Raw genomic sequence first — 21,781 nt, 5'->3', positions numbered from 1 at the left:
CTTCTCCAAACAAACATTCCATAACTTCTCGCTATCTTTGCACTCTATTAAACAAACATCACCACCATTATGGAATTGAAGCATGGATATTACCATCTGATTGCGATACTTGTAGTTGCTATCTGGGGATTGACTTTCATATCAACCAAAGTATTGATTAATCACGGACTGACCCCACAGGAGATATTCTTTTATCGTTTTTTCATTGCTTATCTGGGTATTTGGGTGATTTCTCCCAAACGTCTGTTTGCGGGTAATTGGAAAGACGAACTTTGGTTGATGGCAGGAGGTTTCTTCGGTGGTTCACTCTATTTCTTTACAGAGAATACAGCTTTGGGGATCACACAAGCATCCAATGTCGCTTTCATCATTTGCACAGCTCCCCTGCTTACTACCATTCTTTCCCTTCTCTTTTATAAGAGTGAAAAAGCCACCAAAGGTTTGATTTATGGTTCCATATTAGCTTTAATCGGGGTGGGACTGGTGGTCTTTAACGGTAGTTTTGTACTCAAATTATCTCCGGTAGGGGATTTGCTCACTTTACTTGCCGCCCTGTCGTGGGCATTTTATAGTTTGGTGATAAAGAAAATGACAGGGCGTTACCCCACAGTATTTATCACCCGCAAAATATTCTTTTATGGAGTATTAACCATACTTCCCGCCTTTTTTCTTCATCCGTTACAACCTGATTTCGATGTACTTTTAAAACCGGTTGTATTATCTAATCTCTTATTTTTGGCCGTCCTGGCATCCTTGGTTTGTTATGTCCTCTGGAATGTGGTATTGAAACAGTTGGGAACCGTTAGAGCCTCCAATTATATCTATCTCAATCCGTTGGTAACTATGGTAGCTTCGGTTATCATTCTCCACGAAAAAATCACGTGGATTACATTATTGGGAGCAGGTTGCATTATTTTTGGAGTCTATCAGGCAGAAAAGAAATAAGAAAGAATTTTTTCTATATGCAAATAAGAAATTCTTTCTTATTTCAGTTTGAATGACAGATCTGTTTTATATCTTATTTAGCGAGTAATTGGAGAATTTTATTACTAACATCGCTGTTTTCCTGAACACCGCCAAAAAGCTTGGATTGTGGACCGTATGCAAACAGTGGAACCATGATTGGTGTATGTCCTTTAGATACAAACATTGCTTTCATTTTGCCTTCTTTTATGTTTCCGTCACGTAAAGCTAATGCTCCGGTTTCATGATCAGCTGAAATAATCACTAATGTATTTCCATCTTTTTCTGCAAATCTGATAGCAGCTTCTACCGCCTTATCAAAGTCCAATACTTCACGGACAACTGCCGAATAATCATTGCTGTGCGCACTTTTATCTATTCGGGCACCTTCTACCATTAAGAAGAAACCGTTAGTACTCCTGCTCGAAAGATAGTCAATAGCCATTTGGGTGGTAGACGGAAGGAAATCTCCCCGGTTTTCGTTTACAGAAGCCGTTTTGCTCTTTGTGGGTAAATATCCCAGTTTTTTAGATTTCTTGATGGCTTTGTCATTCGGTTCTTCTATGATGGTAAACTCTTTTTTGATTTCCTTTTGAACGTTTGGTGCTTGTTTTTCAAATAGTTCATAACTACCGGCAGAAAAGAATGTCAGCTTACTGTTAGGAAGATCTGCCCATATTTCTTTAGACATTCCACGTTCCGGTTGGTGAGCAAAGAAAGCAGCAGGAGTAGCTCCGTCGAGATTGTCAGTGGTAACGATTCCTGAAATGTAGCCATAGCCGGATAACTTCTCCGGTAAGTTGGGAATAACTTGGTTATTTTCATCCATTCCGAGTGCTCCGTTTTTAGTTTTTTTTCCGGTTGAGTAAGCAGTTCCGGAAGCAGCTGAATCTGTTGTAAACTTGTTGGCGGATTGCGTTCTGACGAAACCGCATGTTTTTAAATTAGTGGTAGTAAGCTGTCCTTGATTGGCATACATTCCTGAACAAATATGTGCCAGTCCCATGCCGTCTCCTATCATTAAGATGACATTCTTCACCGGTTTGTCGGTAGCATCCATGTCAAATGAAGGAACATACGAACTTTGTGGATTTTCGTTCTTAAAATCTCCTTTGACGATTTCTTGTGCTGATAGATTATAGCAAAAGAATAAGGAGAAAATAAATAAATGAGCTTTAAATTTTACATTCATGGCTAATATGTTTTTAATTAGAAGTAAGTAATTCGGATATGTTGACTGTATCGTATGGCTTTTCTCCAAATGCGGCATAATATTCTAATTGCATCCTCTTGGCATTATCTTGTCGGAATACATGCCAGCATCTTTCATTTACCGGAATCACAGGCTCGTGTAACATGACAAACTTGTAAGTTGCCTTCGAACCGGCTAGTGACTTTTCTAATTGTTGTAGCCCTTCCGGATTCCGATCCCATGGATCATAACACACAAATAATACATCATCAAGAGTAGTAGTGTAATTGGCTGACTGTAAGGATGGATGTCCTGCCAACCTTGCCATATTGGGTAAGTATACTTTTTCAAAAGCTTCTTTAGCCCCTGGCCCTGTGATATCATGATTACCTTTAGTCATAATGAAAGGTACTTTCAGATTCATTTTGTTGACAGCTTTAAAGGCACTGTTAGCCATCTGTATTGCTTTTTGTGGGGAACCGGCCAATCCTTCTGACAAGTCCCCCATTTGCAGAACGGCTTTTATTGACGGCTGGTGTTTTTGAACTTGCCCGCTGATTATCCGGGAGAATTCCGGCCATGTATTTTTCGTGAATACTGAATATTCTTTGGTAACTTGGCGCAGATCATCCGGTTTGGTGGATAACCATTCCATATCGTGATCTTCCAATAAATCATAGTGTATATCTCCCAACAAGAGAAATGAAACTTCTTTTTCATTTTGCTCTTGGGAGTATGATTGCAGAGAAGTCAAAAGCGATAAAAGGACAAATAATATTTTATTCATATTCTGTTATTTATTCATTTCAAAAGAAGGGGGTACACTGTCTGCCGCCCAATTCTTATTGGGAGTGTTTCCCATTGTAAATTCCAGTTTGCCGCCATTCATCAGTTCTTTATGTTCGAACCAGGATTGGTTCCAATCTTTGCCATTTAGTTTGGCTGATTGGATATATTTATTTGTCGGCGAATAGTTGTGCGCAATGACTTCGAATGATTTGCCGGCTCCTGTTTCAATAACTGCTCTTTCGAACATAGGAGTTCCGATGACATAAATAGGCAAACCAGGAGTAATAGGATAGAAACCTAGCATGGAGAAGACTACAAATGCTGACATTCCTCCGCCATCTTCGTCGCCCGGGAGTCCCATCAGGTCATTTCTAAACCATTCATCGAGCAATGTCCTTACTCTTTTTTGAGTTCTCCAGGGCTCTCCTATATAGTTGTACAGATAAGGAATGTGCATACTGGGTTCATTAGCCATTGAAAATTGACCTACATTACCCGTATGATCCGGTAATTGTGCATAAAATACATATTTGGCTTCGCCCAATGGGGTGTTATACATCGTTTCAAGATTATTTCTGAATGCTTCTTTCCCTCCCATCAGTTCAATTAAATCAGCAATATTATGGGGAACATCCCATCGGTATATCCAACCGTTATTCTCGCCGTATGCTTCACGAGCACCTAATCCACCGGCAGTGGCATAATCAAAGGGTTCTATGAATTCGCCTTTTGCATTTTTGGGATGGAAGAATTTTGTTTCAGGATTGAAAATATTCCGATAGTTTTTACTCCCTTGTAGAAAGTAGTTATAGTCTTTCTCATACCCAAGTTGTTTGGCTATTTGTGCCAGACACCATTCATCGTAAGACGTACCTAGAGTGACGGCTACCGGTTGGCGTTTTTCAAATGGGTGTACTTCGTCAGCTGTTTCTTGTTCTCCCGGTGCCAATGCCGGTAAATATCCGTTTTCCCAATAGAATTTTGTGATTTCACCTCCCTTTATGCCTGACCACGGGGCTAACGTTTTTTCTGTAATACCAAGTTTGCAGGCTTCGTAAGCAGCTGATAAATCAAAGTTACGGATTCCTTTTATATATGAATCAATAACAGTGGCTACACCGTGATTGGAATTCATTCTACGGCTGTCTCCCGTAACTTCAGGAAATGTAGGCATCCAGTTATGTTCCATTTGCTGTGCCATTCTGATAAAAGACTGAATCATGTCAGCTTCCATTTGTGGTTCGATGATAACACGTAAGGGGTGGACTGCTCTATACGTGTCCCAAATCCAATCGTCGGTATAAAATGGGACAGAATCTTTGTGGATACTATTGTCGAAAGCACTGTAATAGCGGTTGTCTTCCGAAAGGCAAATCATCCGTTCGTAAGTCCGGTAGAGGGAAGTATAGAATATTGCTTTTGCATTTTCGTCTATTCCTTCCACTTTGATTTTATTTAATGTTTGATTCCAGATGTTTTTGGCAATGTTCATCTGGTTTTCCACATCATAATCTTTTATTTCCCGCTGTAGGTTGGCTTTTGCTTGCTTTTCATCAATGAAGGAAATACCGTAGCGAACTTTGATTGTTTTTATATCTGTTGAATATAAGAGAGCGATACCCACGTTCTTGCCTTTTATGGCAGTGTGGCTGTGATTTATTTCTTCTTTGCTGACAGTCATCGTTTTTTCCGGCAGTGCGGAAGTCTCCATATAAACATATACTTTGGTTTGATGATCTATGTTCTGATAACCGGAAATGGTATTCTCCGTAGTTTTAAGCTCACCATTGGTGGTACTAAGTATTAAATATGGAGCATCGTTTTTCCGGAAACTTAGTTCATAGATTCCTGCCTGGTGGGAGGGAGCGAATTTAGTGGAAACCTCTTCTTCTTCAAAATAGGAAGAATAGGAATAGGGTTTTATCACTTCATTATCATAACAATAGTAATATACCGGTTGTAATCCGATCTCTGCTCCCTGATAGAAAGACAGGCTGAATGCAGACTTTCCCCGATGCGAGGTGACAATGACCGGTAAGCCTTTTATTTTATCAGAGGTGTAATCTGCTCTTTCCGGATAGATGCGGAGCATACTATTGGGAAGATGGACAGTTGGGTAAGTAGGAACTAACAAATGACTGATATTCCCCATATAGGGATTTACATAGTCAACCGGAGTTAACACTACCTCTTGCTTGTTGCTGCATCCATTGACGATTAAAATCATTAACAGTACTAACGGAATGAATTTTCTCTTGTACATAAACAGATTTTTTTATTTTTCGATGGTTTTAATTAGATTTGCTGTAAATATAGGATGATTTGATTAATGAAAACTTAATGTAACCTTAAAATCTATCTTCTACAAATATTTTTTTTTGTAAAGTTTCGCCATTAAGAGAATATTAATCACCATAAAATATCTTTGGTTCATCTTTAATGCATTAATCAATACTGTATTTTTTAATTTAATAATTAAGTATTATGAAGAGCTAATGAAAGTTAATGATAGCAAACATAAGTTATATTATAAACATTATTAACATATAAAATCATGATATACATACGAGGTACACCATTTACAACAATATCGAGGAACTGATATTGATACAATAACCAAGGTGAAAGAGAACGAAGATATTCGAACACTTCAATAAGATCATGAAAGGGGATAGGACAACCAGATATATATACATTCATAATGTAAATATTTTTACACTGTCATTTTTCGTATAATAGGACAAGAAAAAGGATAGCCGAGAAGATTAATCGGCTACCCTTCGGGAAAATGACAAGGGTTTTACTTAAACAAAGAACGAATAAATTTAAATATTCTATAGTAAATATAGAACACAATAGGAAAAGCAATAAGCATACAATAATCCATAAAGATACATTTAATTAAACAACCACAAATATACGCAATTATTTAAAATAATCATAAATATCTTTAGCAACAGAACCAACAGCACGGATACCTTTACCAACTGTTTTAACAGCACCCAATTTATCAGTTTCAAACACTATATTAAAAAGAGATTCTTCCAAAGTCTTAACACGAACATTATACGTATCAGCATCAAAACGATTTTGTTGACGTTGAGCCTGATTTTGCAACTGCTGACCTGTATTTTGCTCAATAGTTAACGAAGTTTGTTCATTAATAAGAGTAGTACGAGCTTCAGTTTCAGAAATCTTCTTAATCTCATGCGCAGCCTGATTACGGGTTAATGCACCTTGAGCCAATTTCAACTGGATATTAGCAGCCTTTTCAGCAAGTTCCATCTTTTGAGTAGCATCCATAAATGAAAGCTGCTTATCAGCAATTAACGTCTGAATGTTCTTGAACTTTTCTTCAGCACGCATATTAGCAATATTCTGCGAATTGACTGCCATAGTAGAGGACGCAAGGTCTTTCTGTATAGAATACATAAGTTTATTAAGTGCAACCTGTTCTTTTTTAGAATGAGTATCAGCCTTAATATTAGCTATCCTAGCAATAGCTTCAGCAGCTTTATATTTGCCTTCAATCTTCAAATTGCCAGTTTCGGCAATAGTCTTAGCTTTATCCGGAATAGATGACAATTGGTCAATAGCTTGTCCAAGTCCTTGCATAATTCCAGAATAGTCAGCAGAGTAAGGCGAAGCAGTAGGAGGCGTAATACCTTGCTTAGTCGGAGCCGTAGCAGAAGTAGCAGACGTAGCAGCAGCAGTACCAGCACTTCCAGTATTCATCATCACATACGGATTCAGTCCTGCAGCTTCATAACGCTCACGTTGAGCAGAGGCAGAATTATACTCATTAGTAGCATTAAACATATCCCAAGCATTTTGCTTGGCATCGTTATAAAAACTCCATTGATCAGAAACCTGCTGATCATAAGCCAATGTATTATAATCCATTTGTTTCTGTAACATTCGCTCATTAAACTCATTATTCATTTGAGCAATATCCTTATTAGCAGCATTAGCAGCATTCGTAGTAGCAACACCAGTTCCAGCACTAGCAGCACTAGAAATGGCAGCACTTGCAATAGCAGAACCAATACCAATAAAAGCAGCACTAGCCATAAATATACATATTTAGTTAAACTTTTTTTGTCCTAACGCCGGACGGGCGGCAACGTGACGTTGCATCCAAGTTGCCTTCGGCGAGAAAATTTGCATTGATTTTTTTCATAGGCGTCTACCGACTTTAAGGGTTTAGGTTAAACTAACCGGAGCACCCCCTAGAAGGGAACCCCCCAAGGGAGAACATCTCCCTTAAACCCATTTGCGTGAGTCAAACCTTATTTGATAATTCCGCACTCTGTGCGAAATTAGATTTATCGCGCGCGTACGTGTTTAAATTTCACGCACACACGCGTTTTATTATTATTACTCCATTGAAACAGGTTCAACAGGTTGAACACTCTGTTGGGTTTGTTGAGATTGAGCAGAAGCCAAAGCAGCTATTTGCTCGTCAGTAGAATTCATAAGATAATTACTCCAAGCCATCAATTCGGATTTACTTTGAATAAACCGTGACTTAACAAAGGAAATAAGTTGTTCATCTCCAAGCTTAGAACGGAGTTCATTAAATCGAGGTTCAGTCACAGAAATATTATTAAAGTATTCAAGCAAAGAAGTTTGACTAAGTTTATCCAAACGTTGTTGGTTAAACAACATATAAATATCAGAAGACAGACGAATACTAGTATCACCATCAACAGAAACTTCTTGAAACAAAAATTGATCTACAGGAGACTCTTCACGAAATTCACTACATTGCATTTCCTTAGAACCAACTATATTTTCACGAACCGGAGTTACATAAGGTTCAATTCTTCTTTTTTGCCACATAACAATATAATTTAAAAATTAAACAATAAAGGACTAGTAAGGCAAGCCATCCGTATCAAGATTACGGACTACCTTCACATCAAAGAACGAACTACAAAGGAACTGATCTGTATCAATACTATTGCTAGCAGCAACAGCAAACAAAGGATCAACACAATTCGGATTAACCTTGAAATTCGTATAATTGACAAGAGTGCCGGGCGAGTTATTAGGATCATCCTGATAATTCAACTGATTAATAACAGATTGATTATCATAAGACATAACCCAAGATTTAAGAGTTGTTTTAAATGCACCGACAGAGGAATCAACATCGGTCTTATATGATATATACCTAGGAGCATATCCTAATATCGAAGAACCGACATTATAAGAACTCTGCAAAGGATTCATTAAAGATACCAAAGGAACGGACTCCATACCAACACGGTCAAATTCAGGAATAGCAAAATCCGTAGAATTAATCTTTGTAAACGCAGGATTTACCAAATCAGTAGTATAATCCAACAACGGGAGACTATGATAAATACACATAATCAAGCCATAACGCTCGCCAGCATCGAACGAGATACGACCATTACCAACAACAACGCCTTTTCCGGCAATATCGGCAGCATTAGAACCAGTAATGTTATTATTAACCACTTCATTAATATCAAGACTAGCAGTAGTACCACCAAGATACAAAGACATTTCAGAATAAGCTTCACCTACAGACACATTCCAATGTTTTTCAATCTGGTCTTTATAATCCTTGTTACCTGATTGGGTAATCTCTTTCCATTTTTGAAGGAATTCAGCTTGACGAAGAGCAAGAACGGTAAAAGTACCGGAACCGTTAACAGTCTGTAAGTTAACACCTGTAGAAGAAAAAGGAGAACCTCCAACAGGGTCACCATCCGGTGTTTGAACCATATATTGAGCGGAAAGCACATTCGAAAGATTAACATTAACAGCAGCAGTATCACCGTATTGTTGACGAGGAAGAACACCGTGAAATAAATCTTTCTGCCAATTACAGTAACGCAAATCAAACATATTGTAAAAAGGAGCAAAGCCCTGTCCTGTAATCATAGAATCGATAGTCATAGCAGAATCAACAGTACCAGACAAATAATCAACATTGAAACAAGACGGAGAAACCTTTTCCCATTGAGAATCACGGATATGGTCAGCATAAATTTTCTGATAAGCAAGCACACCGTAGATATTCAATTGCAAATTAGAAGACAAAGGAGATTTAGTCCAAGTATTATTTTTAGAGGTAGCATAAGTATAAAAGTTACCATAACCAAGATACTCCAAAAGCTTAGCAGTACCAAGAGACCGAGAATAACCAAAATAGTTTTTTTCATAGCTATTGGTTGTAGTTACATCGGGAGCAACCAAATTCAGATAATCAGCAATACCTTTACATGTAACATTAGGCATAACACCAGCTAACGCCTGATTAGCAGACGGAATATAAGAAGTAGCATGTTGAGGATTGTCATACATTTGTGTAAGCACAGTATTAGCCTTATTCCAAAGCAAATTGTAAGGAACAAAGTAGAAATCGTAATACTCACGCATACGAGCAAACGCAGCAGTGTTAAGAGGTTGAGTACGAGTAAAAGATTTAAGGTCAATAGACCATTTATCACCGGGAAGAACTTCCCAACATTTCACAGGTAATAATTCACCAGGTTTAGCGGTAAAATTACGTTTAGACGATAGGTCGAAACCATTTCGAGAAGTCTTATTACGGAGAGACTTCAAAGACATAATGTTAGCCATAGTTAAAATTGTTAAAATTAGACATTATTCAAAGAATACCTTATTAGCATCATTGAGTTTTTTATGTTTTATACGATCATTAAAGAGCTTTTTAACATCCGAGCTATATAAACGATAGACGGGAGTTTTTTCAAACAAATTAGTATCAGTATAGACGTTATTATAAAAGTAAGGATAATAGGAATTATCCCAGTTATCAGTACAAAGATCATCATCACCAATTAAATCACTTTCATAAAATAATTGTTGAGCTTCAAAAAATTTAGTCAGATGCATATAGTCAAGGCGGGAATAAAATTCCTCAATTAAACGTTGTTTAGATTTACGCTCCGCTAAAGTGTTATGAGTACAAACAAAATAAAGGAAGTGTTTAGAAATCAGCAATTCGGTATAGATACGATGTACATAGCGAGAGAACTCACCAGAATTAAATGAATGTAACAATACATCTGAATCATAGAAATATTGAGATAATTCATACAATTTAGATTGGTCAGAACAATAACCATAGAGGTCAAGTAAATAAGTTTCCTTAGGATTATGAAAATAATAGATATAGATAGCTATTTCTTTCGCAAGCGAGAACGTCGTTTTGGCATCGGGGAATAATAACCGCGCTGTATCATAGATTGAGTAAGAGTAAGCACGTTCACGTGAAGATTTAGTAACAAATCCTTTACATCGTGGGTAGAAAAAAGAGTAACACGACCGCCATACGTCAAACTCTTTATATTTTCCATTGAGTACGATGCTGCTTCTAATAAAGTTTTCAGGGGTAAGCGAGTATATTTTTTCACGTTGACAGTCAAGAAAGCCTTGACCCAATTTTTGAGAATGAACGCTGAACGGACAGACGGAACTAGCTTTAAAAACTTTGGGTATAGTGCAAGAACTATTAACGTACGACGCAACGTAGTTAGAACATTGTCCTTTGGAGACTTGACAATCGACACGACCAAAGGTCCATGCTTTAGATATATTCTCTGAACATATCTGTAACGCTTCATCTGATTGGAGGAATAATAAGAGATGATAATGCGGGCGAAAGTGTACAGGTCCGTATTCGCCGACAGCAAAGTAACGCACTTTTTCCGAGGGTTTTTGTTTAGTGACATAATATCTTAGACGTTTTAGAAATAATTGTAAATCCGTTTTTCTTAAATAGGGGACATCACCAAATAAATAGAACTTATTAAGCAAATTAGTTCTTTCATCCTCTGTAAGGTCAGCAGGTCCTAGAATTTCACCAGTTTCTTTATCTATAAGGTCACAACCATAAGGACGCTCGATAGAATCAACGAACATTGCGCGAGGGATAAAACGATTCGCATAGGTAAGAGTTATAAACAAAGTATGTTTAGCGGTATAAGATTCCAAATCACATTGAAAAGCATAACGGGAGTTTTTGGCAAGTGTACAAGCTTGACAATGTCCACAGGGGACAACCATAGATTCCTTAGTATAAGGATTCATTATGCGTTTAGGATGGAGACACTTACAAAAGGGGTTTTGTACCATAATTACAAAAAAATAAATACATCAAGACAGGGACGACGAGAACGAATAACCTTAAAAGAGCCAGTTTCACGACCTTGAGAATTCCAACAGTAATAACACTGACGATAAATCTTAGAATAACGAGGAGCCATAACATTAAAAATTAGGAGATAAATCCAAAGTAGTAGAATCATTACGAGATTCAGATTTTTGTTCTATCTGTTGGGTAGAACTAGAGTTGTTTTTTTGAACACTCATAGACATAGTAACAGCACACGAGGACACAAGAATAATATTACAAATAGTAACAACAGCGGTAACAATCGCTTGGATAATGCGATTCCATTGATCAGAAGTCAGTTTCATTTTCATCAATTTTAGTTAAAGTACAAACGTATTGGGGTAAAACATTAATAGACTTTTTAATCTTAGAAGCTTCAATAACTGTAACAGCAAAAAGAGTAAACCGATGAACAGGAATCAAACGAGGAGTTTTAAGACGATAAGTACAACCATCTATAGTTTCATAACGCATAACCATAAAGATAGTAAAGTCCCAATCACATTTAGCTTCAAAAGCTTTTTTTATGTTGTATTTTTCACGAACTTTCATATTAAACAGATAAATTAAAAATTAGACCAATGACTTAAACAGTCTTTAAATATCACACTGCAAAGAAGGGAATAATAAGTATTATGAAAAACTAAATACAGTATTAAAACAGGTTATCTCTTACTGGCTATTGGAAGCTACTGTTTAGTTTAGTTCATTAGAGCACCGGAATGAATCTATTTTTAAAGGTGGGGCTGCTCTGAACCGAATCTCTAGGATTTCAGGTTGGCCAAAAGAATCTGATGATTGAAAAAGAGAGAGTTCTGCTGGTTTATATCAAATAGGGACGAAGCGTATAGGCATAAAAAAAGGAGCAACGCCTTGCTCCAACCTTTGTTAACCTTAAATCTAATACTATGAAAAACACATTGCAAAGATACGGACTCTTGGGAAATTAGCAAATTATCCAAGAAAAATAGCATGTTTTATAACACGTTTTAATAGTTTTCCCCTACTTGTTAAGAAATCAGTCCTCCTTATTTCAAGGTATGTAACATTAATTTTGAAAATTGAATCGGAGCATACCGTTGATTCTCTGCCGAAAAACCGTTATCTTTGCAAGGATAATCACATTATGCACTCAATAAAAAAGAAAAGGAGACACCCGTGAACGAAGAAGAGATCGTCCTCACCCCGATGATGAAACAGTTTCTGGATTTGAAGGCAAAACATCCGGATGCAGTGATGCTGTTTCGTTGCGGTGACTTTTATGAAACATATTCTACGGATGCCATCGTTGCAGCCGAAATTTTAGGGATCACACTGACAAAACGTGCCAATGGGAAAGGAAAAACTATCGAGATGGCAGGTTTTCCTCATCATGCCCTTGATACCTACCTTCCGAAACTGGTTCGCGCTGGAAAACGTGTCGCTATCTGCGACCAGCTCGAAGACCCCAAAATGACGAAGAAGCTGGTGAAGCGTGGTATTACCGAATTGGTTACTCCTGGTGTTTCTATCAATGATAATGTTCTGAACTATAAAGAGAATAACTTCCTGGCTGCCGTTCATTTCGGAAAGGCTTCCTGTGGAGTTGCTTTTCTCGATATTTCTACCGGTGAATTCCTTACTGCAGAAGGACCTTTTGATTATATAGACAAACTGTTGAATAACTTTGCCCCTAAGGAAATTCTTTTTGAACGTGGCAAACGCCTGATGTTTGAAGGTAATTTCGGTAACAAGTTCTTTACATTCGAGCTGGACGACTGGGTATTTACAGAAACGACTGCCCGTGAGAAACTGCTGAAACACTTTGAAACGAAGAATCTGAAAGGTTTCGGAGTGGAGCACTTGAAAAACGGTATCATTGCTTCCGGTGCTATCCTGCAGTATCTGACAATGACGCAGCATACGCAGATTGGTCACATCACTTCATTGGCACGTATTGAAGAAGATAAATACGTCCGTCTGGATAAGTTCACGGTGCGTAGCCTTGAGCTGATTGGCAATATGAATGATGGAGGCAGTAGTCTAATCAATGTGATCGACAGAACGATCAGCCCGATGGGAGCGCGTCTGTTGAAACGTTGGATGGTTTTTCCGTTGAAGGATGAGAAGCCGATTAATGAACGCTTGAACGTAGTGGAATATTTCTTCCGCCAACCAGATTTTAAGGAATTGATTGAAGAACAGTTGCATCTGATAGGTGACCTGGAGCGTATTATTTCCAAAGTGGCTGTAGGGCGTGTGTCGCCTCGTGAAGTCGTTCAGTTGAAGGTTGCCTTGCAAGCAATTGAGCCGATAAAACAGGCATGTATGGAAGCTGATAATGCGAGCTTGAATCGCATTGGCGAACAGTTGAATCTTTGTATTTCTATTCGTGACCGGATTGCCAAAGAGATTAAAAATGATCCTCCTTTACTGATAAATAAAGGTGGAGTGATTCAGGACGGTGTGAACGCAGATTTGGATGAATTGCGGCAAATCTCCTATTCAGGAAAAGACTATCTGCTAAAGATACAGCAGCGGGAGAGCGAAGAGACGGGTATTCCGAGTTTGAAAGTAGCTTATAATAACGTATTCGGTTATTATATCGAAGTCCGTAATGTGCATAAGGATAAGGTTCCACCCGAATGGATTCGCAAACAGACGTTGGTCAACGCAGAGCGTTATATCACGCAGGAACTGAAAGAATACGAAGAAAAGATTTTGGGAGCGGAAGATAAGATTCTGGTTCTGGAAACGCAGCTATATACGGACTTAGTACAGGCATTGATGGAATTTATTCCACAGATACAGATTAATGCGAATCAGATTGCACGTTTGGACTGCTTGTTGTCATTTGCCAATGTGGCCCGTGAGAATCGTTATATCCGTCCGATTATTGAGGATAATGACGTACTGGATATTCGTCAGGGACGTCACCCGGTAATAGAAAAACAACTTCCGATAGGTGAGAAGTATATTGCCAATGATGTAATGCTGGACAGCGATACACAGCAGATTATTATTATTACAGGTCCGAACATGGCCGGTAAGTCGGCACTCTTGCGTCAGACGGCGTTGATTACGCTATTGGCTCAAATCGGCTCGTTTGTTCCTGCGGAAAGTGCGCATATCGGTTTAGTTGATAAGATATTTACCCGTGTAGGAGCGAGCGATAATATATCAGTCGGTGAATCTACATTTATGGTAGAGATGAATGAAGCGGCTGATATCCTGAATAATGTTTCTTCCCGGAGTCTGGTATTATTTGACGAATTGGGTCGTGGTACTTCTACTTATGATGGTATTTCCATTGCCTGGGCAATTGTAGAGTATATCCATGAACATCCGAAAGCAAAAGCACGTACATTATTTGCTACGCATTATCATGAATTGAATGAGATGGAGAAATCTTTCAAGCGCATCAAGAATTATAATGTATCGGTGAAAGAAGTTGATAATAAAGTAATCTTCCTTCGTAAACTGGAACGTGGCGGTAGTGAACACTCTTTCGGTATTCATGTGGCAAAGATGGCCGGTATGCCGAAAAGCATTGTGAAACGTGCAAATGAGATATTGAAACAGCTTGAATCTGATAATCGCCAACAGGGCATAGCAGGTAAACCGTTGGCAGAAGTGAGCGAGAATCGTGGAGGTATGCAGTTAAGCTTCTTCCAGTTGGACGATCCGATTCTCTGTCAGATTCGCGATGAGATATTGAATCTTGATGTGAATAATCTTACTCCTATTGAAGCGCTGAATAAACTGAATGATATTAAGAAGATAGTCAGGGGGAAATAAGCTGAAAATGTATATAATGTCTTAGGATATGTTTTCGATTGTTGTCCTGACATTAGGGAAATGGCATTTGTTTTATTGATAAGAAAGAGGGATTAGTGATGTTTGAACCGCTAATCCCTTTTTTTGATTTAGGCTATTTTCTTTTTCTTCTTGTCATAGAAGAACATGAAATAGACGCCTATTATGATAAACGGAACGCTTAGCCATTGCCCCATATTGAACATCATGCTGTTTTCAAAATCTTCCTGATTTTCTTTTAGGAATTCGATGAAAAAGCGGAAGGTGAAGATGTAAGTCAGGCAGAGCCCGAAGAAGAAGCCACGGTGCAGTTTCTTGCTGTAATTCTTATACAGGTAAATCATGATGAAGAACAGGATAAGATAAGCGATGGCTTCGTAGAGCTGTCCCGGATGACGGGGGAGCATATCTACACGTTCGAAAACGAATGCCCAGGGCACATCAGACGGTTTGCCGATGATTTCGGAGTTCATCAGGTTGGCAAGGCGGATGAAGCAGGCGGTGATTGGAGTAGCTACGGCAATCATATCCAGCACGTCCATATAATGGAGCTTCGTCTTGCGGCAATACAGCCAAAGGGCGATTATCAGTCCTAATGTACCGCCGTGGCTGGCAAGTCCTTCATATCCGGTAAATTTCCAGTTTCCGTCCGGCATGAACTTGATAGGAAGAATCATTTCCCAAAAATGAGACAGGTAGTATCCCGGGTCATAGAACAGGCAGTGTCCTAGGCGGGCACCGATTAGAATACCAAAGAAACAGTAAAAGAAAAGCGGGTCAAACTTCTTTTCCTCTATCTTTTTATCCCGGTACTGGTAGTGAACAACCACATAAGCAAAGAATATTCCTACTGCCCACAGTAATCCGTAATAACGGATAGAAATGCCGAACAGGTTGAATAGTTCGGGATTCGGGTTCCAGTTGATGGATAATAGCATGGTATTCATTCTATATTGGATTAATGTTAATGATTAGATTTTTTGAATTTCTCTGCAACCATCCGGTAGGTCGGTATATCTATTCCCTGTTCTTCGGCTGCTGCAATCATGTCGAAGAGCAATCCTTGTATTTCCGAGTCGTGTCCGCGTGCCAGGTCTTTTTGCATAGAAGCGGTACTTTCGGGGTCGAGCTTGTCAATCACTTTCAGGTTGTAGCTGACTGGGTCTTCGGGAAATTCGACGCCTAGTTTCTTTCCTAAGGCAGCGCTTTCCGTAGAAAGTCCGATAAATGTATCCCGTATCTTTCCCGGTTTCTGTACTTTTCCCATCGGAACGTCGTAGTAAGCACCCGTTACGGCCATTGCAGAGATAAACGACCATTTGATAAACGTATCCCGGTTGATGTCTGGTGACAGGTCTACCTTTATGCCTGCTTCCTGCAAGTCTTGTTGGATAGCTTCCAGCAATCCGGGCTTCACAACCGTGCCGCGATGAGCGCCGTATACCAACCGGAATATCTTTCCCATTTGGGTGATTTCTCCGGTGCCGGATACGAAGCCTACGATATAGATGCAGCCGTCGAGGACAGTGACTTCCGGTACCAACTTTTGTATGCGTGGCCCTGTGCCGTACACATTCAGGATAGGGATGACAACCGTGTCTTTGTGCGCTGCTCTTTTAATCAGTTCTACGATAGAATCGACCGAATAACCTTTTACGCATACAAATATCACATCTGCTTTTCCATTGAATTCTTCAGCGGTAGTTGCCGGAATCCGGAGCGTATGTTCGCCCTTCAAATCCGATTTCAGTTTCAAACCGTTCGTTTGAATCGACTGCAAATGAGCTCCACGGGCAATACAGGTTACATCTTTGCCTGCCAGCGACAAGAATCCTGCGATACTGCCGCCTACACCTCCCGTTCCTGCAATGAGATATTTCATATTGTTAGCGAATTAGTAATTAATAAGTCGTCGGTGGTAACCGATAATCACACGTTGAAACGGAAATGCATGATGTCGCCATCCTGCACCACATATTCTTTTCCTTCCACACCCAGTTTTCCGGCTTCTTTCACTGCTGCTTCCGAGCCGTATTTGATATAATCATCGTATTTGATAACTTCGGCACGGATAAAGCCTTTTTCAAAATCGGTGTGGATCACTCCGGCACATTGAGGAGCTTTCCATCCTTTTTCGTATGTCCAGGCACGTACTTCTTGTACACCGGCAGTGAAATATGTTTCGAGATTCAGGAGTTTGTAAGCAGATTTGATAAGACGTGCTACGCCCGATTCTTCCAAGCCTACTTCGGCAAGGAACATTTGACGGTCTTCGTACGTTTCCAGTTCGGCGATGTCCGCTTCTGTTTTGGCTGCGACAATCAGGATTTGAGCATTCTCGTCTTTTACGGCTTCGCGTACCATATTTACGTATTTATTTCCGTTTACTGCGCTTGCTTCATCAACATTGCAAACATACATTACCGGTTTACTGGTCAGTAGAAACAGTTCGTGAGCAATCTTTTGTTCGTCTTTTGTTTCAAAAGTCACTGTACGTGCAGATTTTCCCTGTTCCAATGCGTCTTTATATTGAACGAGTACATCGTAAGCTAACTTTGCAGCTTTGTCTCCGCCCGTCTGTGCTTGTTTCTGTACTTTCTGGATACGGCTTTCGATGGTTTCCAGGTCTTTCAATTGAAGTTCGTAGTCAATGATTTCTTTGTCGCGGACGGGATTTACGCTTCCGTCTACGTGTGTCACATTGTCGTCATCGAAGCAACGGAGTACGTGGATAATTGCATCTGTCTCACGGATATTGGCAAGGAACTTGTTTCCCAGTCCTTCACCTTTGCTTGCGCCTTTCACCAGTCCGGCGATATCTACGATTTCTACAGTTGTAGGAACAATTCGTTGGGGGTGCACCAATTCAGCGAGTGCGTTCAGACGTTCGTCAGGAACAGTGATTACACCTACATTGGGTTCAATTGTACAGAAAGGGAAATTTGCCGCCTGTGCTTTCGCATTCGACAAACAGTTGAAAAGTGTCGACTTACCCACGTTCGGTAGTCCTACAATACCACATTGCAATGCCATATTAATCTATTATTTCTTTTATTATCAATGATTTATACAAATGAACAACGATTTGGCAACAATGTCCGGATAAATAAAGAGTATTTGTTGCCGGGCTGCTCATTGTAGTTTGCAAAGATAATACTTACTAATCGAAATTACCCCAATTTCGTAGAACAAAATAAGTTTGTCCATTAAAAATCAATTTTTAAGCTAACGAAGAAAACGTGGTATGCTTTCTGTCTTTAAAAAACAGATAAAAACGATATCAATGTCTCTTTCAATGTAGACTTCATCTGTTTTTTTGGTAATGAGCCAGCTAAATGTTGTTTTAAAAAGATGCAAAGGCTCATTTGTTTTGTCTTTATCATTTACTTATGATATTTATTCTCTTTATATAATTAATTATATTAGAAAAAGCGTGTAATTGAGGTGGACCCCCTCCACCTCAATTACACGCTTTTTTCATATAAAAAGAATATTCTTTTGCGTCTGCGCACGTGTACACTATTAAAAAGAAAACTCACAGCCAGTTTATCTTCCTATGCTATGTATAGCACAGAATCCCACTATAGCTGCTTTTATTTTCATTATAGCTAATCTCAATTTCATTATAGCTAATCTCAATTTCATTATAGCTAATCCCGATTTCATTATAGCTAATCCCGATTTCATTATAGCTAATTTTATTTTCATTATAGCTAATCAGAACTTGTCATCAAGAGACTCATGGCTCATTGAGATACTTATCGTATCCCAAATATACGATAAATCGTCCGGTGCATAAGTAAAATCATTCTAGATGAAAGTAAGACAAAGTAAGCTAATCTGGGACAAAGTACGTCATTTCAATCCCTTGTGATATAATACCTTTGCGGTATCGAAAGAAAAAGAAATAGGGCTGGTTCATTTCTTCCGATATCTATTGCGTCAACTGTTTTGCTTTGTTATAAGCCGGCTGAAAATAAATTTATATTAGGGTGATTCTTTTATGTGATAAAGAATCGAATGCCCGCTTTCGATTTTTGGGCTTAGTGAAAAGTTTCAATCGTTTTCAATTATATCATCCTCTGTAATTCTGGCTTGGTATTTCTTATAAAAAATCAGGAATAAAGTAAATCCGATCAGGGCGAATGGTACACCCGCCAGAGCCGGATAACGGTAGCCACCGCTAACAGCCAGTCCGCCTGCATAAGCACCGATGGCATTTCCGAGATTGAATGCAACCTGCACGCAGGCTGCTCCCAGCATTTCTCCTCCCTTTGATACGCGGATAATTAATATCTGCTCCGGACTGGATACAGCGAACAGTCCTGCTGTACAAAGGCACATCAACAGGGCTGCTGCCCATTTATAGGGAGAAAGGAAGAAGATGAGCAATAACATAATACAGATAAGTGCTTGTGCGGCAGTTCCTACTTTTCCGGGGGTGTAGCGGTCGGAGAGACGTCCGCTAATCAGGTTTCCCACTACCATACCGAAGCCGGCAAGGATCATTAAAGGCGTAATGCTTTCTGCGGAGAAGCCGGACACATTGGTAAGCATCGGATTGATGTAGCTATACCAGCAGAATACACCGCCATTACCTAGTGCCGTAGCACCGAGAATCAGCCACGGAGCCGGAGTTTTAGGAAAGCGGAATTGTCCTTTAAAGCCGGTATCCTTCAGACCCTCTACATGCGGAACCCATCGCCAGATATAATATAGGATAACAATTCCCCAGATACCAACCAGCAGGAAAGTGGCACGCCAGGAAAGCATGGTACTTAAGGAAGTACCCAAAGGTACACCAAACAGATTGGCAATGGTCATTCCTGCAATCATGATGGAGACAGCTTCCGAACCTTTACCTTTGTCGGCTAGTTTCTCGGCAACAATAGAGCCTACTCCGAAGTAGGCACCATGAGGTAAACCGGAAATAAAGCGGGCAGCGAGCAACACCCAGTAATTGGGAGCCATAGCTGCACAGATATTACCTATCATAATTAAGGTAACTAATACTAGCAGAATATGTTTTAGTGGATATTTGCGAGCCAATGTCAATACAGGTGCACCCACACAGACGCCTAATGCATAGGCAGAAATGAAATGTCCTGCCGTAGGAATGCTAATACCCAAATCTTTTGCCACATCGGGCAAAATTCCCATCATCACAAATTCGGCAATACCTAATCCCAAGGTGCCGAACGCCAAAGCGATAAGACTTTTCTTCATACCAAACTTAACCTTAATACCTGTAACCTTTTTACCTTACTTTTATTTGCCGCTTATTTTTTCGGCTGCAAAGGTAAAACAAAATCTTCCAGGGTGAGTTCGATGAGATAGATTTTGATTTAAATCAATTTAGACAATGCCGGTATAAACTTGTGATGAAGGGTTTATGTAGTATATGCAAATTGTAGCCATTTACTTTCTTTCCAATTCTTGCAAATTCTTCAAATATTTGCAAGAATTGGAAAGATTATGTGATAGACTTAACTGTTTTATCAAAAAGTTCTCCTTTTACATATCCTTTCTTTACTTTATTAAGTGATATTTCATCAACCAGTTTTCTTTCCACAAGACCGTCAATATCATTTTTGGCGGTAGTATGAGTAATAGAGAACCTGTTTTGTAGCTCTTTCACGGTGAATAATATTTTAGGATTATCATTAATAAGCCTAAGAATATCTGCTTGCCGTTCGTTAATATTATCTAATTTATAGAATACAGAAGCCTGATGTTTTTGATCTAATTTACGTTTGATATAAGTTTGTAGTTCTTTAAAAGCAAGCTCTAGCACTCTTAGGTTGTAAGCTATAAAGTATCCCATGTCTTTTTCATCAGCTTCTGTGTATAAATAAGCATTTTCATAGGACTTTTTTGATTTGGCGATTACCCTTGAGATAGATAAATATTCAGTTAACCAATAACCACTTTTTAGCATATACCAATAGAATAGAGCTCTTGCTGTACGTCCGTTTCCATCTACAAACGGGTGCATATAAGCAATCATAAAATGGATGATAATGCCTCTGATTATTGGGTGAATAAATACTTTAGAATCACTTTCATTGAAGAATATGCATAAATCTTCAATAAATGAAGGGATATCTTTGTATGAGGGGGGAGTGTGTACTACTTCATGCGTAATAGCATCTTCCACTACTACTTCGTCATTCGTTCTGTATGCTCCTGCATCTGCTGGATTTTCTAATGTTTTTTCAGTCATTAAGACATGAATCTGCTGTAATAGTTCGGATGATAGTGGGGTATGTATATTTTGGGTTATAAAACGTATTGTTTGATAATTATTGAAAATCATTTGTTGCGATTTGTCCTGTGGAGAAAGGCTTTTTCTTAACATCTCCTTAGCTACTTTTCTAGTAGTTGCCGCTCCCTCCATTTGGCTGGAGGATATTGCTTCTTCCATTAATGAGCTAATTAGATACTGTTCTTTGTTTTCTGCCGGAATGATTGAATTACTTCCCCAAGAGCCGCCAAAGTTCATATCAAACTCGTGACACATCCGCTGCATGGCGTTGGTTATACTGATGGATATGCCATATTTTTTCCATACAATGATTCGTTTTGCTCTCCGTGATGCTTTTATGTAGCACCATAATTCTTTACTCGATATGCCTTCAGGAGCCTTTTGGTATTTTACATCAGACCAATAACTATATTTATCATTGTTTTTTTCTATGATTGCCTTGAGTTTTTCAAGCGGATCAGTGAGAAGAACTTTTAAATATTCTTCCTGACTTATTTGAGGAGGGAATTCAATCATAATACCATCTGTTTATATTATATTGGGTCTACAAATATAATTCTTTTCTTGCTAATTCTTGCAAATTCTTCAAATATTTGCAAGA

17 protein-coding genes are annotated in these 21,781 nt (G+C 39.0%); 2 read left to right on the top strand and 15 right to left on the bottom strand.

What is annotated here, in order from left to right; genetic code table 11:
- The first annotated feature begins 69 nt into the window (after positions 1–69).
- Positions 70–945, top strand: coding sequence for a DMT family transporter (locus tag BSCG_RS19770; RefSeq protein ID WP_008775343.1), 876 nt, complete (start codon positions 70–72; stop codon positions 943–945).
- A 73-nt stretch (positions 946–1,018) separates the two neighbouring features.
- On the opposite strand, the gene BSCG_RS19775 is transcribed toward BSCG_RS19770, so the two are convergent.
- The 10 genes from BSCG_RS19775 to BSCG_RS19815 all read right to left on the bottom strand — a co-directional run bounded on the left by BSCG_RS19775 (position 1,019) and on the right by BSCG_RS19815 (position 11,672).
- A complete protein-coding gene (locus BSCG_RS19775; protein ID WP_032849389.1) occupies positions 1,019–2,155 on the bottom strand; it encodes an alkaline phosphatase in 1,137 nt (378 codons plus the stop codon).
- 13 nt (positions 2,156–2,168) lie between these two features.
- Positions 2,169–2,942, bottom strand: coding sequence for a metallophosphoesterase family protein (locus tag BSCG_RS19780; RefSeq protein WP_008775341.1), 774 nt, complete (start codon positions 2,940–2,942; stop codon positions 2,169–2,171).
- A 6-nt stretch (positions 2,943–2,948) separates the two neighbouring features.
- A complete protein-coding gene (locus tag BSCG_RS19785; protein ID WP_032849388.1) occupies positions 2,949–5,207 on the bottom strand; it encodes a GH92 family glycosyl hydrolase in 2,259 nt (752 codons plus the stop codon).
- A gap of 239 nt (positions 5,208–5,446) precedes the next feature.
- A complete protein-coding gene (locus BSCG_RS19790) occupies positions 5,447–5,644 on the bottom strand; it encodes a hypothetical protein (RefSeq protein ID WP_008775339.1) in 198 nt (65 codons plus the stop codon).
- 225 nt (positions 5,645–5,869) lie between these two features.
- Complete coding sequence (locus BSCG_RS19795) at positions 5,870–7,015, bottom strand: hypothetical protein (protein WP_008775338.1); 1,146 nt, start codon at positions 7,013–7,015, stop codon at positions 5,870–5,872.
- Between the two features lie 306 nt (positions 7,016–7,321).
- Positions 7,322–7,786 carry a hypothetical protein gene (locus tag BSCG_RS19800; protein ID WP_008775337.1) on the bottom strand — a complete coding sequence of 155 codons (465 nt, stop codon included), beginning with the start codon at positions 7,784–7,786 and terminating at the stop codon, positions 7,322–7,324.
- A gap of 33 nt (positions 7,787–7,819) precedes the next feature.
- Positions 7,820–9,562: a major capsid protein gene (locus BSCG_RS19805; protein WP_008775336.1), complete on the bottom strand. Its 1,743-nt coding sequence runs from the start codon at positions 9,560–9,562 to the stop codon at positions 7,820–7,822.
- Positions 9,563–9,586: 24 nt separating this feature from the next.
- Positions 9,587–11,035 carry a hypothetical protein gene (locus tag BSCG_RS19810; RefSeq protein ID WP_234116543.1) on the bottom strand — a complete coding sequence of 483 codons (1,449 nt, stop codon included), beginning with the start codon at positions 11,033–11,035 and terminating at the stop codon, positions 9,587–9,589.
- A 180-nt stretch (positions 11,036–11,215) separates the two neighbouring features.
- Entirely contained in the window at positions 11,216–11,425 is a 210-nt protein-coding gene (locus BSCG_RS29610; RefSeq protein WP_008775333.1) for a hypothetical protein, read from the bottom strand.
- Positions 11,409–11,672, bottom strand: coding sequence for a hypothetical protein (locus BSCG_RS19815; protein ID WP_008775332.1), 264 nt, complete (start codon positions 11,670–11,672; stop codon positions 11,409–11,411). The genes BSCG_RS29610 and BSCG_RS19815 overlap by 17 nt, the downstream gene beginning before the upstream one ends.
- Before the next feature lie 636 nt (positions 11,673–12,308).
- Here BSCG_RS19815 and mutS point away from each other — a divergent pair.
- Positions 12,309–14,897, top strand: coding sequence for a DNA mismatch repair protein MutS (gene mutS / locus BSCG_RS19820; protein WP_032849410.1), 2,589 nt, complete (start codon positions 12,309–12,311; stop codon positions 14,895–14,897).
- Between the two features lie 128 nt (positions 14,898–15,025).
- Here the strand turns inward: mutS and lgt are convergent, their stop codons facing one another.
- From lgt to BSCG_RS19845, 5 genes are all read right to left on the bottom strand, one after another.
- Entirely contained in the window at positions 15,026–15,862 is an 837-nt protein-coding gene (gene lgt, locus BSCG_RS19825) for a prolipoprotein diacylglyceryl transferase (protein ID WP_008641392.1), read from the bottom strand.
- A 17-nt stretch (positions 15,863–15,879) separates the two neighbouring features.
- Positions 15,880–16,797, bottom strand: coding sequence for a ketopantoate reductase family protein (locus BSCG_RS19830; protein ID WP_004322665.1), 918 nt, complete (start codon positions 16,795–16,797; stop codon positions 15,880–15,882).
- Positions 16,798–16,844: 47 nt separating this feature from the next.
- Positions 16,845–17,948, bottom strand: coding sequence for a redox-regulated ATPase YchF (gene ychF / locus BSCG_RS19835; protein ID WP_004322666.1), 1,104 nt, complete (start codon positions 17,946–17,948; stop codon positions 16,845–16,847).
- A 1,023-nt stretch (positions 17,949–18,971) separates the two neighbouring features.
- On the bottom strand, positions 18,972–20,141 hold the full coding sequence (gene araJ / locus BSCG_RS19840) for an MFS transporter AraJ (RefSeq protein WP_008775330.1): 1,170 nt from the start codon (positions 20,139–20,141) through the stop codon (positions 18,972–18,974).
- Between the two features lie 247 nt (positions 20,142–20,388).
- Positions 20,389–21,696 carry a Fic family protein gene (locus tag BSCG_RS19845; protein WP_008775329.1) on the bottom strand — a complete coding sequence of 436 codons (1,308 nt, stop codon included), beginning with the start codon at positions 21,694–21,696 and terminating at the stop codon, positions 20,389–20,391.
- Positions 21,697–21,781 lie beyond the last annotated feature (85 nt).

The sequence above is a fragment of the Bacteroides sp. 2_2_4 genome (genome assembly GCF_000157055.1).
GTDB lineage: Bacteria > Bacteroidota > Bacteroidia > Bacteroidales > Bacteroidaceae > Bacteroides > Bacteroides ovatus.
The sequence above is the reverse complement of the archived record's forward strand: the minus strand, read 5'-3'. Positions and strand labels throughout refer to the sequence as shown.

Bases quoted from the DNA above. Each gene is read 5' to 3' on its own strand.
- ychF (WP_004322666.1), bottom strand. From the start codon at position 17,948: ATGGCATTGCAATGTGGTATTGTAGGACTACCGAACGTGGGTAAGTCG.
- mutS (WP_032849410.1), top strand. From the start codon at position 12,309: ATGATGAAACAGTTTCTGGATTTGAAGGCAAAACATCCGGATGCAGTG.
- BSCG_RS19795 (WP_008775338.1), bottom strand. From the start codon at position 7,015: ATGGCTAGTGCTGCTTTTATTGGTATTGGTTCTGCTATTGCAAGTGCT.
- BSCG_RS19830 (WP_004322665.1), bottom strand. From the start codon at position 16,797: ATGAAATATCTCATTGCAGGAACGGGAGGTGTAGGCGGCAGTATCGCA.
- BSCG_RS19805 (WP_008775336.1), bottom strand. From the start codon at position 9,562: ATGGCTAACATTATGTCTTTGAAGTCTCTCCGTAATAAGACTTCTCGA.
- BSCG_RS19815 (WP_008775332.1), bottom strand. From the start codon at position 11,672: ATGAAAGTTCGTGAAAAATACAACATAAAAAAAGCTTTTGAAGCTAAA.
- BSCG_RS19770 (WP_008775343.1), top strand. From the start codon at position 70: ATGGAATTGAAGCATGGATATTACCATCTGATTGCGATACTTGTAGTT.
- BSCG_RS19785 (WP_032849388.1), bottom strand. From the start codon at position 5,207: ATGTACAAGAGAAAATTCATTCCGTTAGTACTGTTAATGATTTTAATC.
- BSCG_RS19780 (WP_008775341.1), bottom strand. From the start codon at position 2,942: ATGAATAAAATATTATTTGTCCTTTTATCGCTTTTGACTTCTCTGCAA.
- lgt (WP_008641392.1), bottom strand. From the start codon at position 15,862: ATGAATACCATGCTATTATCCATCAACTGGAACCCGAATCCCGAACTA.
- BSCG_RS29610 (WP_008775333.1), bottom strand. From the start codon at position 11,425: ATGAAACTGACTTCTGATCAATGGAATCGCATTATCCAAGCGATTGTT.
- BSCG_RS19775 (WP_032849389.1), bottom strand. From the start codon at position 2,155: ATGAATGTAAAATTTAAAGCTCATTTATTTATTTTCTCCTTATTCTTT.
- araJ (WP_008775330.1), bottom strand. From the start codon at position 20,141: ATGAAGAAAAGTCTTATCGCTTTGGCGTTCGGCACCTTGGGATTAGGT.
- BSCG_RS19790 (WP_008775339.1), bottom strand. From the start codon at position 5,644: ATGAATGTATATATATCTGGTTGTCCTATCCCCTTTCATGATCTTATT.
- BSCG_RS19845 (WP_008775329.1), bottom strand. From the start codon at position 21,696: ATGATTGAATTCCCTCCTCAAATAAGTCAGGAAGAATATTTAAAAGTT.
- BSCG_RS19810 (WP_234116543.1), bottom strand. From the start codon at position 11,035: ATGAATCCTTATACTAAGGAATCTATGGTTGTCCCCTGTGGACATTGT.
- BSCG_RS19800 (WP_008775337.1), bottom strand. From the start codon at position 7,786: ATGTGGCAAAAAAGAAGAATTGAACCTTATGTAACTCCGGTTCGTGAA.